This window comes from Hydrogenobaculum acidophilum (assembly GCF_054656715.1).
The window spans coordinates 14533-28099 of sequence record NZ_BAAHXP010000001.1; the positions used below are offsets into that span (position 1 = coordinate 14533).

Here is a 13567-nt window from a genome sequence, read left to right on the forward strand (position 1 = left end):
ATGAGCGTTGTAATGGGTTTTCTTCTTAGCGTGTTTGGTTATCTTTTAGGCTCTATTCTTTTTGCAAAAGTTATAGCCTCTTATAAGGGTATAGATATTACATCAGTAGGAAGCAAAAGCGCAGGTGCCACAAACGTTACTAGAACTCTTGGCAAAAAATACGGGGCTCTGGTGTTTTTCTTAGATGCTTTTAAAGGATTTTTGATAGCGATACTAGATAGATTTTACGTAAATCCAAATTCTCTATGGTTTGGAATTGTAATGGTATCTCCTATTATTGGACATATATATTCTTATAGAGCTGACTTTAAAGGTGGTAAAGGGGTTGCCACAGCTTTTGGTGTGGTGTTTGGGATATCTCCTTTTTTGGCTGTAAAGATGTTTTTGCTGTGGGCTTTGGTGTTTTATCTTTTTAGATATGTATCTTTAGCCTCTATAATCTCTGTTTTGGTAGGATACTTTTTATTTTTACAAGGTGATTTTACTACTCCTCAAAAAATTGGTGCTAGTTTTATTGCTTTTCTTATAATATATAAGCACAAAGACAACATTTTTAGGCTTTTGAACAAAGAGGAATATAGGTTTAAATGAGCGTTTTTATAGCAGTTTTACATTGGCCTGCCACAGATAGGTTTGGTAACAAAATCATCACGTCTTTTACCACCCTTGATTTACACGATATAGCAAGACCAGCTAAGACTTACGATGTAGAGACTTACTATATAGTTCATCCGGTGGACTCTCAAAGGGAGATAATCCAAAGACAGATAGAGTATTGGACTTCTATTGAAAACAAAGAAAAGCAGTTTACAAGGTATGAAAGCGTATCACTTGTAAAACTTCTTTACAACTACGAAGAAGTTATAGAAGATATAATCTCCAAAAAAGGCAAAAAGCCCATCACAGTTGGAACAGATGCCAGGACTTACCCAAACACAATATCTTACAAAGAGCTCTCAGAAGCTATCAAATCTGGTGATAAAGACTATCTTATACTTTTTGGCACTGGATACGGTATACCAAAATCTTTGATGGAAACCTTTGACTTGATATTAGAGCCCATCTACGGAGCTTCTGATTGGAATCATCTATCTGTCAGAAACGCAGCTGCCATCATCTTAGATAGGCTTCTCAGCAAAAACAGGTGTTAGATGTTATATTGGCTTGGTTTAATCCTTAAAAATCATATTTTTTTGTTTAACGTATTAAGATATATTACCTTTAGAGCTTTGATGGCCGTTATCCTAAGCTTTCTTATCACGTTAGCGCTATCTCCTATTTTCATGAGAAAGGTAACAGCCTTAAATAGATTGTACGGTGGATACGTAAGAGAAGATACGCCAGAAGCCCATTCTAAGAAAAAATTCGTACCCTCAATGGGTGGGCTTATTATAATATTGAGCCTTGAACTTGCCTCAATTTTACTAATGAGGCTTGATATAGTACAAACCTGGATAATGGCTTTTACAGTGCTTGGTTTTGCCGCTGTAGGCTTTATAGATGATTTTGTAAAACTAAAAAATAAAAAAGGTATATCTGCAAAATCCAAAATGTTCGGGCAAATAATCGTGAGTTTTATAAGCGCTTTATTACTTTTTTTTGTTATGCATATAGATACCCATATATATTTCCCCTTTTTTAAAAGCCTAAAACTAGATTTAGGATATTTTTACATAGTTTTTATAATGCTCGTTTTAATAGCTACTTCAAACGCTGTAAATCTTACAGATGGGCTTGACGGTCTTGCTATAGTCCCAGCGATGACCACCGCTTTTGCCCTTGGTATTATCTCTTATGTTGCTGGTAATAGCATATTGGCAAAGTATTTAGAAATTCACTATGTGGAAAACGCCGGTGAGCTTGCTATATTTGGTATGGCTGTTGTTGGGGCCGGCCTTGGTTTTCTCTGGTTTAACTCTTTTCCGGCTCAAATGTTTATGGGAGACGTAGGTTCTCTTGGACTCGGAGCGGCTCTTGGTATGCTTGCTATTATGTCAAAACAAGAGATGTCCCTTATAATAGCAGGGGGAGTTTTTGTAGTAGAGGCTTTAAGCGTTATAATCCAAGTTAGCGTATTTAAAATTACCAAAGGGAAAAGGGTTTTTAAAATGGCGCCTATTCATCATCACTTTGAACTAAACGGCACTCCAGAGCCAAAAATAGTAGTAAGAATCTGGATAGTGTCTATACTTCTTGCAATATTTACAATAGCTACGTTAAAATTAAGATGATGAGATTGCCAAACGGCCAAACCCTTTGCTATGGCATATTTGGATATCCGGTAAAGCATAGCCTATCACCGGTTTTTCAGTCTTACGCTTTTAACCAAAAAAATATAAACGCTATATACATACCCTTTGAAGTAAAACCAGAGGATTTAAAAGATGCCGTAAAAGGTGCAAAGGTTTTGTCTATAAAGGGTTTAAATATTACCATTCCTCATAAAGAAAGTATTCTAGAGTTTGTAGATGAGGTATCAGAGGATGTTAAAAAAATAGGCTCTTGCAACACGCTAAAATTTGAAGAAAATATTATAAAAGCTTACAACACAGACTATATAGGTTTTAAAAGAGCCTTAGAAGAAAAAACCACCTTAAATGGTAAAAAAGCTTTAGTCCTAGGAGCAGGTGGTACCTCTAAGGCTATAATATATGCACTTGTAAACGCTGGTACAAAAGTATATCTATACAATAGGACTATAGAAAAAGCTTTAAAACTAAAAGAAATTTTCAACATAGAGGTTGTGCAAAATATAGAATGTATGCTTGATAACGTAGATATAATAGTCAACACCACATCGATAGGATTAAAAGACGACGATAAACCTCTTTTTGATTATGATAAAATATCTGCTCATCATATAGTTTTTGATGTTATATACAAAAACACACTCTTAATAAAAAAAGCCAAAGAAAAGGAAGCCGTCGGCATAAACGGACTCCCGATGCTTGTTTACCAAGGGTTAGAGAGTTTTAAAATATGGACTGGTATAGATGCCTTTGATATAGCACCTCAGATTTTTGAGCTTTTAGAATCATACACATTCTAAACTCCCTCTATAGCTTTTTCTTTTACTTGCTTTTTAAATAGGGCTTTGTTTACAGCATCCAAAAACGCGTTGGCACTAGCTTTTACTATATCTGTATCTGTGGCTGTGCCAGAGGATTTTATATCGTTTAGCTCTATCAAAACTCTTGCCTCCGCTTGGGCATCGGCGTTTGGTGTAAGAGCTTTTATAGAGTAATCTAAGAATTTTGGCTCGTAAGGTAAGGCTTTTTCTATAGCTTTTATAACGGCATCCACAGGGCCATCACCGGTAGAGGTAAGCACTTTTTTCTCGCCGTTTATATCTAAGCTAACCGTGGCAGTAGGAAGTATGTTGTCTCCGGTTTGTACTTGGAAGCTTAAAAGTTTTATGGGTTTGTTGTCATGTTTTAATATATCCTTGTATATAAGAGCTTCTATATCCTCATCGTATATGTATTTTTTCTTATCAGAAAGGGCCTTAAACTCCTCAAAAAGCTTTTCAAACTCATCTTCTGGAAGTTCTATGCCAAGGTCTTTTAAACGAGATTTTAAAGCATGCCTTCCAGAGTGCTTACCAAGTACAACCCTATTTGATGGAAAACCGACGTCTTCTGGTTTCATAATCTCGTAAGTCATTGGATTTGACAAAACCCCGTGTTGATGTATACCAGACTCGTGGGCAAAGGCGTTGTCCCCTACCACAGCTTTGTTTGGCTGAACAAAACTGCTGGTAATCCTACAAAGGAGTCTACTGGTTTTGTATATCTCTTTGGTGTTTACGTTGGTGTAAAGGTTGTCAAAGTATTCTCTTCTTACTACCAAAGCCATTACCACCTCTTCCAGCCCTGCGTTTCCAGCTCTTTCACCTATGGCGTTTATAGTACATTCTACCTGCCTTGCTCCGGCTTTTAAAGCCATCAAAGAGTTGGCGGTGGCCATACCAAGGTCGTTGTGACAATGAACGCTTATTATAGCTTTGTCTATGTTTGGAACGTTTTCTCTTATAGATGTTATAAGCTCGTAAAACTCTAAAGGAGTAGCATAGCCAACGGTATCTGGTATATTTATAGTGGTAGCACCTTCTTTTATAGCCTCTTCTATGATTTTATAAAGAAAGTCTTTGGAGCTTCTAGTGGCATCTTCACAGGAAAACTCTACGTCGTCTGTAAAATTTCTTGCAAATTTTACCGCTTTTTTAGCAAGCTCTAACACTTCTTCTTTTGATTTTTTAAGCTTGTATTGCATATGTATGTCGGATGTGGCTATGAAGGTATGTATGCGTTTTCTCTTGGCTGGTTTTAAGCTTTCGGCAGCCCTTTCTATGTCAGTTTCGTTAGCTCTTGCTAGCGAACATATAGTAGGACCTTCTACTTCCGAAGCGATAAGTTTTATAGCCTCAAAATCCCCTTTAGAAGCTATGGCAAAACCAGCTTCTATGATATCCACTCCAAGCCTTGCCAATTGATGGGCCATCTGTAACTTCTCTTCTATAGTCATTGAAAAGCCAGGAGCCTGCTCGCCATCTCTTAAAGTAGTGTCAAATATAAATACTCTATTCTTATCCATAAAAATAATATCTAAATACTTTTACTAAAAACTATGAAACATATCAATTTGCGTTTGCTCCTGCGCTTGCCCCTTCCGTAGTTGCCCCAGAAGAATTATCTTTTGATTTCTCTCCAGGAGCTGGCGGAGTGTAAGTTATGTATTTACCAGCAAGCTCTTTGGTTATGTAAGTGGCAGCTTGTATAACTACACTTCTTGCCACGTTATCCAAAGATAGATTGTGAGAAATACTCCAACCACCAGCTGCACCAGCCATACCAGCACCACCAGCACCACCTATACCCCATGAAGTTTTAGAGCTATCCGCTTGGAAAGTCTTGGCAAGCACAGTCTCTGCAGTAGCAGGGTTTAACACGTTTATATCTATACCCATTTGAGCTTCTTGCTTTCTTTCAGATATAAGCCCAAGTACCGGTATAAGACCAGCCCCTAAAGCACCACCAGAAGTGCTTAAGCTTATAGATGTTACATCCCCAGTTATCATGTAATCTATATGAGGTGGTTTTACCTTTTGCCCGGTAGCTGCAAGTAAAGCTTGCATCTTCTTATAAGCTTTTAAATCTATAACGTGAAAGCAATTTGTAGCTTGTAAAGCTGTGGTTAGCATATTGCTGACACCTTTTCCTACAGAAGATATACCACCGTTTCCAGCAAATACAGCCGCAAGTGCAGCAAAACCACCACCAGGAGCGTTTGGTGCCGTACAAGCGGCAGCTTTACAGCTAAAATCCATAATAGATACGTTGTAGACAGGGCTTGAGCATTTTGGTACCGGAAGACTCATTTCCTTCACCTTGGTATCTGCAAAGGTTGTTCCAATAAGCCCTAAAAATGACAAGCCCACCATAGCCTGCTTAAAAGACTTATAAATTGCTTTTTCTAACATAAAACACCTCCAACGATTTTGCACTATTATATCACATAAACACAACCTTTATGCAATTTCTGACAGTTTAAAATTTAACTTATACACTCATTGATATAAATATAGTATATTATATAATATGAAAAAAAATGAACAAAATAACACACCAAGATACGTAAACAAAGAAGGTCTTCATGAAAATGAAATCGTAGAAACTTATCAAGCAGGTATTGAGCTTTTGGGACCAGAAATAAAATCTATAAGAAACAAGCAAACGGTTTCTTTTAAAGATTCCTTTGTGAGGATAGAAAACGGTGAAGCTTTTTTACACAACCTATACATTGCCCCTTATAAGTACGCTACCATAAAACCACCAGACCCTCTTAGAAAGAGAAAGTTGCTTCTTCATAAGAGAGAGATTTTGAGGCTTTTAGGAAAATCAAAAGAAAAAGGATACACTATAATACCCATTAGCCTATACTTTAAAAACGGTAAAGTAAAAGTAGATATAGCATTAGTTAAAGGTAAAAAGCTTTACGATAAAAGAAGAGAACTAAAAGAAAAAGATATAAAAAGAGAAATTCAAAGAGAGTTTAAAGGGAGAGTAAAGCTCTGATGGAAAAAGATGAGATAATTTTGGCCATACAAAGCTTCTTATCCTCTAAGAAAAAGCCAGTATCTTTTGGGGAGCTTTCCAAAAATATCCCTATAGACAAGAAAATACTTAGGAAAATACTTAGAGAGCTAATAAAACAAAACAAAATACTAACCACAAAAGGACACTTTAGCTTAAGTCAAGAATCCTTACAAAGAGTAGTGGGGACAGTAGAGGCAAACCCTGCTGGTTTTGGGTTTTTAATACCAAAAGATGGTTCTGAAGATATATATATACCATTTTTTGAGATGCAAAAAGTTTTTGACAAAGACGAAGTAGAAGGATATGTAGTCCTTTACAAAGGTAAAAAAGAATTAAGGATAGAAAGAGTTTTAAAACGCACTAGAAAGGAGTTTGTTTGCAGCATATCAAACTTTAAAAAGTGCATTGCAAATCCAATAGACGAAAACCATTTTCACGATATAGAGCTTTCTAAAAATCAATGCAAAAATATAAAACCAGACCAGCTGGTACTAGTAAAAATAACAAAGTATCCCACAAAGACTCAAAAAGCCAAAGGTAAGATAGTAGAGATAATAGGAAACCCATCTGAAAGTTTCTTATCTTTGGAGCTTTTAAAAAGAAAATACAACTTAAAAAATCAATATCCAAAAGACGCCATAAAAGAGTTAAAAACATTTTTAGAGAAGTTTGATTTTGAAAAAGAGATATCAAAACGAAAAGACCTAAGAGACCAACCTTGCTTTACCATCGATCCTGTAAAGGCAAAAGATTTTGATGACGCTGTTTATCTTGAAAAAGACGGTGATAACTATAGGCTTTTTGTACATATAGCGGATGTATCGTTGTTTGTAAAATATGGCGGTGCTCTTGACAAGGAAGCCTACGAAAGAGGTACCACCGTTTACCTTCCTGGAGAGGCCATACACATGCTTCCAGAAGAACTCTCTTCAGATCTTTGCAGTTTGGTGCCAAATAAAGATAGATTTTGCCTTAGCGTAGAAATGGTTTTTGATAAAAACGCAACACTAAAAGATTACAAAATATACGAAAGCGTTATAAACTCAAAAGCAAGACTCACCTACGATGAAGCTTTGGATATAATAACTGGCAAGTTAAAACCACCGATTGAAGGCTTAAGAGAAACATTGATCGAAATGGAAAATCTATATAGAAAAAGACATAAGATAAGGTGGGATTTGGGAAGTATAGACTTTGACTTGCCTGAGGCTGAGATTGTAGTAGATGAAACGGGAGAACCGAGCGCTATAATACCCTACGAAAGACACATAGCACATAGGATAATAGAAGAGTTTATGGTATCTGCCAACGAAGCAATAGCCACATTTATGAATGAGAAGTCTAATTTAGGCTTTTATAGGGTACATGAAAAACCAAACAGAGAAAAGGTGCAAAATCTATTAGAAATACTCTCTGGACTTGGATATAAAACAGCTATGCCAGAAGAGTTTGAGCCAAAATTTTTCCAGCGAATCATAGAACATTTTGAAGGAAAAGATGAGGAGTTTTTGGTAAGATTTTTAACCTTAAGAAGTATGCAGAAAGCCAAATACTCACCAATAGACATAGGACATTTTGGCCTTGCTTCTAAACATTACACCCATTTTACATCCCCTATAAGAAGATATCCAGATATCATAGTCCATAGAATAGTGAAATCCGTTTTAAAGAAAAAAGCTTTGGCTTTTAATATGAGTTATCTTGAAGAGGCAGCCGTGCATCTTTCTGAAAAAGAGCGTTTAGCAGACAAAATTGAGTACGAAGCTATAGACCTTCTCAGAGCAAGGTTTATGAAGGATAAAATAGGAGAGGTATTTGAGGGTATCATAACGGGCATTATACAAAATGGTATTTTTGTTCAAATTAAAACTATATTAGCAGAAGGCTTTGTAAGCATAGGCTCTGTGCAAGGGGACTTTGTTTATGATCAGGAAAATCATAGATTTATAGATACCAAAAGCAATAAAACCTATAGGTTAGGGGATAGCGTAAGCGTGAAAGTAATAAAAGTAGATGAAAAGAGGGGCAAGTTGGATTTTGAGATAGTAGAAGATATTTAGTTAAAAATGGCGGTAGGAGGATTCGAACCTCCGACCTAAGACTTATGAGATCTCCGCTCTAGCCCCTGAGCTATACCGCCTTTTGAATTATTTAGAAGATAACCAATTTACAATAGCTTCTCTTTCTGATGCCGGTAAAGCCATAGCAGGTCTACAATGTGATATAGCCTCTATAAGCTCTTTCTTCTTACCAGCAAACTTTGTATGAAGCTCTTTAGCGGAAGGTGCTCTTTTGCCATTGTGACATTGCATACAATGCATTTCAAACACCTTTTGCGGGGTTATAGCAAAAGCCCCAAAACTTGCCACACCGATAAGTCCCAAAACCAAAGCTAAGTTTCTCATATACATAATATATTACATTTTCTTAGCTTTTTCTATGGCTTCGTCTATGCTTCCTACCATATAGAAAGCGTTTTCTGGTAAATCATCGTATTTACCAGTAAGTATTTCCTTGAAACTTCTAATGGTATCTTCTAGTTTTACGTAAGAACCAGGCATACCTGTAAACTGCTCTGCCACGTGAAAGCGTTGTGATAAAAACTTTTGTATACGACGAGCCCTATTGACTATAGCCTTATCCTCATCGGACAACTCTTCCATACCAAGGATTGCTATAATTTCTTGAAGCTCTTTGTATCTTTGTAGTATTCGCTTTACTTCCATAGCTACGTTGTAATGCTCTTGACCTACAAACTCTGGAGCCAAATATTTGGATGTGGACTCAAGAGGATCTATGGCTGGATATATACCTAACTCTGTCAATCTACGAGCTAGCACCGTAGTAGCATCTAGGTGCGCAAATATAGAGTATGGAGCTGGGTCTGTGATATCGTCAGCTGGCACATAAACCGCTTGCACCGATGTTATAGAACCCTTCTTTGTAGATGTAATACGCTCTTGGACTTCTCCAACGTCTGTGTTTAATGTGGGCTGATATCCAACCGCAGAGGGCAATCTTCCTAAAAGCGTTGAGACTTCAGAGCCCGCTTGCACAAACCTAAATATGTTGTCTATAAACGTCAAAACATCTTGGCCTTGAATATCTCTAAAATACTCAGCCATCGTGATACCGGTTTGAGCTACCCTAAACCTAACACCCGGTGGTTCGTTCATCTGACCATAAACCATAACAGTGTATGGTAAAACGCCTGAATCTTTCATTTCGTGCCAAAGGTCGTTACCTTCACGGGTACGCTCACCAACGCCTATAACCACAGAATAACCTTTGTGGAACTTTGCTATGTTGTGTATTAGCTCTTGCATCAAAACGGTCTTACCAACACCGGCACCACCAAACAAACCTACTTTACCACCCTTTACATAAGGCTCTAACAAGTCTATAACTTTTATACCAGTTTCAAGTATCTCTACTTTTGTGGATTGTTCTGTAAGAGGTGGTGGGTCTCTAAACATTGGCCAAAAATCTGTAGCTTTTACATCGCCAGCTTCATCTATAGGCTGTCCAACTACATTAAAAACTCTTCCTAATATTCCATCACCTACTGGTATCTTTATAGGACCGCCCAGATATTGGACTTTAGCACCTCTTTGTATACCATCAGTAGGTCCCATCGCTATGGCCCTTACCCTTTTTTCTCCTATGTGCTGAGCCACTTCCAAGTAAAGCTTCTCAGTAAGCCATTCGTCGTTGTCCCCCATAAACCTTCTATCCATCACAAGTCCGTGTCTTATTGGGGGAAGTTCTTCAGTGTCAAATTCTACGTCTAATACCGCTCCTATAACTTGTACCACTTTACCTTCTTTCATAGCTTCCACCTTTTCAAAGTTTTTACTATTATAGCATTTTTATATTTTAAAATCAACAAAAGCCGGCGATGGGACTCGAACCCACGGCCTAGGCATTACGAATGCCTCGCTCTACCGACTGAGCTACACCGGCTTTAGATTATTTTTTAGAGTTTGGCTTTACCTGTGGCGCAACCGCTGGCGGACTAGCAGATTGTGCTAAATTTTGATAAGACGGAGCCATTGAAGATCCTCTTAGCTGAAGCTCTGGTATAGATTGAGAAGAGTTGTATAGCAAATCACTTATTATTTGAGTAGGTATAGAAGCATGAGCAGTAGCTACCACAAAACCGCTGGAAGCATCTATTATCCTAGCATTTACAGATGTAGAGTAATCACCTACCGAATAAGTACCCACTAGCACATAACCTATCTTATATTCTTTTCTTAGATTGTTTATATTTCGTGATAAATAAAACTCGCCTTGTGGATTTATAAGCATAAAGGTTTGGGCTCTTATATCTATAACCGCCATATTTTTTCTTTGAAGCTCTGATATCAAGTCTTCAGACAAAAGTCTTCCAAAGTCGGTAGTCTCATGAAGCCTATTTAAATCCACTATCACAGATACACCTATCGGTGCTCTTATAGGCGTAAGCTCGCTACAGACAAGCTGATTTGCTATATCTCCTGCCATCGCCTCCACGCTTGTTATAGGCTTTTGATGACCAGCCATGCAAGACCTGTAATAATATTCCCTACTGTAAGACTGCTTAATATAAGCTGGCTGGTTTGCCATCGGCATATTTTTATTAGATATTACCCGTTTTTGATATATCGTTTGATATATAACCTGATGAGTATCTTTCTCACCACCAAAAGCCATATACAAAACCCCAACCAATCCAATAAAAAATCCTATAAATTTTCTCATATCTAATATTTTATAACATTTTCATAGAAATTATGCCAAAATATTCGTTAAATAGCAAAAAACACTTGATATTACTTCACGAAACTATAGAATATATTGTATGTTTTTCCCTTTGTTCATAAACTTAGCAGAAAAAGACGTATTGGTAGGAAGTATCTATAGCATAACTGTAAGAACAAAACAAAAATTTAAAATGTCTGAAGATGGTTCTATAGTGTTAGTGAAGGGTTAATAAATTATCTACTCTTACATAAAACAGTTGAGGCTATGCATAATGTTGGGGGCTAACCCCTATTTTATAAATGCACACTCACAATGGTATAATAGTATGTTATGAGAGTTGGCGTAATAGGTGATGGACAGCTTGCCATGATGAGTATAATAGAAGGGCTCATGATGGATATAGAATTTGCTGTCTTGTCCTTTGAAGGGGATTCTCCGGCTTCTTACGTAGTTAAGCACATATTCCGAGAAAATCAAATAGAGGAGTTTGTAGCTTTTAGCGATGTGATAACCTATGAGTTTGAGCATTTTAACAAAAAGATATTTGATTATCAAAAGCTACTAGACAAGTTATACCCTGGGGTAAAACCTATTGAGTTAAAACAAAATAGACTATTGGAAAAAAAGTTTCTAGCAGAAAGAAACTTTCCCGTTGTGCCATTTTATGAGGCAAAAAATAAAGATGAGCTTTTTGAAATATTGGATAGCTTAAATAAAGAAGTGGTAATTAAAACTATATCAAACGGCTACGATGGTAAAGGTCAGTATACAGTGCATACAAAAGAAGATGTAGAGCTTTTGAATGAGAAACTCAAAGACTCTAAAGATTCGTTTTTAATAGAAGAGTTTTGCTATTTTGATTTTGAAATGTCTGTGATAGCCGGTATCTCAAAAGATAGGATTGTCTTTATGCCTATGACAAAAAATATTCACAAAAACGGTATTTTGCTATACAACCATACAGATTCTTTTACGATAGAGATCCAAGAAAAAGCCAAAGCCATCACCAGTAGACTTTTAAAAGCTCTTGATATAAAAAAAGGGGTTTTAGCAGTGGAGTTTTTTGTAAAAGCCAAAGACCTTTACATAAATGAATTTGCACCAAGGGTCCATAACACAGGACACCATACGCTAGACGATACAGAGTTTTCTCAATTTGAATTGCTTTTAAGAACAATATTAGATATGCCAATATATTCTCCTTCTCTCAAGATACAAGGGGGCATGATAAACATAATAGGCAACATAAACCTAAACAAAGAGCTTATAGATAGGGTATTGTCATTAGAAGGAGCAAAGCTTTATTGGTATAGAAAAACCCCAAGAGAAGGCAGAAAATTAGGACATATAAACGTAACAGCAGAAGGTATTGAAGGGGTAAAAGCTAAGCTTAGAAACTTATCTAAAATTTTATATCCTTCTTTAAATGTATGGTAAAATTATAGTCTTATGAAGACTTCTATAATAAGCCCAAAAGCAGAAATAGGCCAAAATGTGGAAATAGGTGAATTTTGCATCATAGAAGATGACGTGAAAATAGGAAACAACGTTAAGATAAAAAACAAAGTCCTTATAAGAAAGGGTACTATAGTAAAAGACAACGTACAGATATACGACGGAGCTATAATAGGCGAAGACCCACAGCACTTAAAAGACAACGGCGAAGGCTCTATTGTAGAGATAGGCGAAAATACCATTATAAGAGAGTATGTTACTATCCATAGAGGCACTACTTTTGACAAAAGAAAAACCACGATAGGCTCAAACGTTTTTTTGATGGCTTATACACATATAGCTCATGATTGTGTGGTAAAAGATGGGGTCATAATGGCAAACTGTGCCACTTTGGGAGGACACGTGGAAGTAGGAGAGTACGCTTTTATAGGAGGGCTTTCGGCAGCTCATCAACATACAAAAATAGGGGCTTATGCTATGGTAGGAGGGCTAAGCGGCGTATCTTTGGATATACCTCCTTTTGTAAAAGCGGCCGGACCTCATGCAAAACTATTTGGTATAAACACCATAGGGCTAGAAAGAAGAGGATTTTCTAAAGAAGATATAGATGTTATAAAGCATGTGTATAAAATAATTTTCAGAAGCGGTAAGCTTAAAAAAGATGCAATAGAAGAGGTGCTAAGTCTATACAAAGACAACAAATATGCTATTATGTTTGTGGATTTTATTAAAAGCTCAAAACGTGGCGTAGCAAGAGAAGAAAGATGAATAAAAATTTAACAGGAGGTATAGATATGAACAATAGAAAAGACAGGATGATAGAAGAGTACATTCACGATCCTTACTTTAGCAAGGAAAAGTACGAAGAGCCATCGGTATGTGAAATATGCGGCGTTGTTTTCCATGACGGAGTATTCAAATGGGAAGATGCTCCCAAAAATGCAAAGAAGATGGTATGTCCAGCTTGTAGAAGAATACAAGATAAGTATTATGGGGGCATTGTTGAGTTAAGTGGGGCTTTTTTAAAAGCACATAAAGAAGAAATTTTAAACCTTATAAGAAACGAAGAGGAAAAAGAAAAAAATCTAAGACCTTTGGAAAGAATAGCCACAATAGAAGAAAATGACAACGGCATAACCATAAAAACCACTTACGAGCATATGGCAAGACGCTTAGGAGAAGCGGTGCACAAAGCTTACAAAGGAAGCTTAGAACTTAAATATCAAGAAGATTCACATTTTTTAAGAGTAAAATGGCACAGAGATTAAGAT

15 protein-coding genes and 2 tRNA genes are annotated in these 13567 nt (G+C 36.7%); 10 read left to right on the top strand and 7 right to left on the bottom strand.

Features of this window, described 5'->3' with window-relative positions; translation table 11 throughout:
* From plsY to aroE, 4 genes are read left to right on the top strand one after another with little or no spacing between them, the layout of a single operon-like run.
* Window positions 1–591 carry a glycerol-3-phosphate 1-O-acyltransferase PlsY gene (gene plsY, locus ACYQZV_RS00075; protein ID WP_459891931.1) on the top strand — a complete coding sequence of 197 codons (591 nt, stop codon included), beginning with the start codon at window positions 1–3 and terminating at the stop codon, window positions 589–591.
* Window positions 588–1151, top strand: coding sequence for an RNA methyltransferase (locus ACYQZV_RS00080; RefSeq protein WP_459891933.1), 564 nt, complete (start codon window positions 588–590; stop codon window positions 1149–1151). Before plsY ends, ACYQZV_RS00080 begins: the two co-directional genes overlap by 4 nt.
* The gene (gene mraY / locus ACYQZV_RS00085) at window positions 1152–2231 is read left to right on the top strand and encodes a phospho-N-acetylmuramoyl-pentapeptide-transferase (RefSeq protein ID WP_459891935.1); all 1080 of its coding nucleotides are present in this window, start codon (window positions 1152–1154) and stop codon (window positions 2229–2231) included.
* On the top strand, window positions 2228–3049 hold the full coding sequence (gene aroE, locus ACYQZV_RS00090; RefSeq protein WP_459891937.1) for a shikimate dehydrogenase: 822 nt from the start codon (window positions 2228–2230) through the stop codon (window positions 3047–3049). Before mraY ends, aroE begins: the two co-directional genes overlap by 4 nt.
* Here the strand turns inward: aroE and leuA are convergent.
* Together leuA and ACYQZV_RS00100 are read right to left on the bottom strand one after the other, a co-directional pair.
* Window positions 3046–4593 carry a 2-isopropylmalate synthase gene (gene leuA / locus ACYQZV_RS00095; RefSeq protein WP_459891939.1) on the bottom strand — a complete coding sequence of 516 codons (1548 nt, stop codon included), beginning with the start codon at window positions 4591–4593 and terminating at the stop codon, window positions 3046–3048. The two genes, aroE and leuA, sit on opposite strands and share 4 nt — an antisense overlap.
* A 43-nt stretch (window positions 4594–4636) precedes the next feature.
* Window positions 4637–5479: a CsgG/HfaB family protein gene (locus ACYQZV_RS00100; protein WP_459891941.1), complete on the bottom strand. Its 843-nt coding sequence runs from the start codon at window positions 5477–5479 to the stop codon at window positions 4637–4639.
* A gap of 118 nt (window positions 5480–5597) precedes the next feature.
* On the opposite strand from ACYQZV_RS00100, the gene smpB reads away from it, so the two are divergent.
* Window positions 5598–6074: an SsrA-binding protein SmpB gene (gene smpB / locus ACYQZV_RS00105; protein WP_459891943.1), complete on the top strand. Its 477-nt coding sequence runs from the start codon at window positions 5598–5600 to the stop codon at window positions 6072–6074.
* Window positions 6074–8155: a ribonuclease R gene (gene rnr / locus ACYQZV_RS00110; RefSeq protein ID WP_459891945.1), complete on the top strand. Its 2082-nt coding sequence runs from the start codon at window positions 6074–6076 to the stop codon at window positions 8153–8155. Before smpB ends, rnr begins: the two co-directional genes overlap by 1 nt.
* A gap of 7 nt (window positions 8156–8162) precedes the next feature.
* On the opposite strand, the gene ACYQZV_RS00115 is transcribed toward rnr, so the two are convergent.
* From ACYQZV_RS00115 to ACYQZV_RS00135, 5 genes are all read right to left on the bottom strand, one after another.
* A tRNA-Met gene (locus ACYQZV_RS00115) sits at window positions 8163–8235 on the bottom strand.
* A 7-nt stretch (window positions 8236–8242) separates the two neighbouring features.
* Window positions 8243–8500, bottom strand: a complete 258-nt coding sequence (locus ACYQZV_RS00120; RefSeq protein WP_459891947.1) for a c-type cytochrome — start codon at window positions 8498–8500, stop codon at window positions 8243–8245.
* Window positions 8501–8512: 12 nt separating this feature from the next.
* Complete coding sequence (atpD, locus tag ACYQZV_RS00125) at window positions 8513–9925, bottom strand: F0F1 ATP synthase subunit beta (RefSeq protein WP_459891949.1); 1413 nt, start codon at window positions 9923–9925, stop codon at window positions 8513–8515.
* A gap of 60 nt (window positions 9926–9985) precedes the next feature.
* Window positions 9986–10058, bottom strand: a tRNA-Thr gene (locus ACYQZV_RS00130).
* A gap of 6 nt (window positions 10059–10064) precedes the next feature.
* Window positions 10065–10838, bottom strand: a complete 774-nt coding sequence (locus ACYQZV_RS00135) for a FlgO family outer membrane protein (RefSeq protein ID WP_459891951.1) — start codon at window positions 10836–10838, stop codon at window positions 10065–10067.
* A gap of 100 nt (window positions 10839–10938) precedes the next feature.
* Between ACYQZV_RS00135 and ACYQZV_RS00140 the strand changes: the two genes are divergently transcribed.
* The 4 genes from ACYQZV_RS00140 to ACYQZV_RS00155 all read left to right on the top strand — a co-directional run bounded on the left by ACYQZV_RS00140 (window position 10939) and on the right by ACYQZV_RS00155 (window position 13564).
* On the top strand, window positions 10939–11070 hold the full coding sequence (locus ACYQZV_RS00140) for a hypothetical protein (protein WP_459891953.1): 132 nt from the start codon (window positions 10939–10941) through the stop codon (window positions 11068–11070).
* A gap of 101 nt (window positions 11071–11171) precedes the next feature.
* Window positions 11172–12278, top strand: a complete 1107-nt coding sequence (locus ACYQZV_RS00145) for a 5-(carboxyamino)imidazole ribonucleotide synthase (RefSeq protein WP_459891955.1) — start codon at window positions 11172–11174, stop codon at window positions 12276–12278.
* 12 nt (window positions 12279–12290) lie between these two features.
* Complete coding sequence (gene lpxA / locus ACYQZV_RS00150; protein ID WP_459891957.1) at window positions 12291–13064, top strand: acyl-ACP--UDP-N-acetylglucosamine O-acyltransferase; 774 nt, start codon at window positions 12291–12293, stop codon at window positions 13062–13064.
* 26 nt (window positions 13065–13090) lie between these two features.
* Window positions 13091–13564, top strand: a complete 474-nt coding sequence (locus ACYQZV_RS00155; protein WP_459891959.1) for a BCAM0308 family protein — start codon at window positions 13091–13093, stop codon at window positions 13562–13564.
* Window positions 13565–13567: the final 3 nt, after the last annotated feature.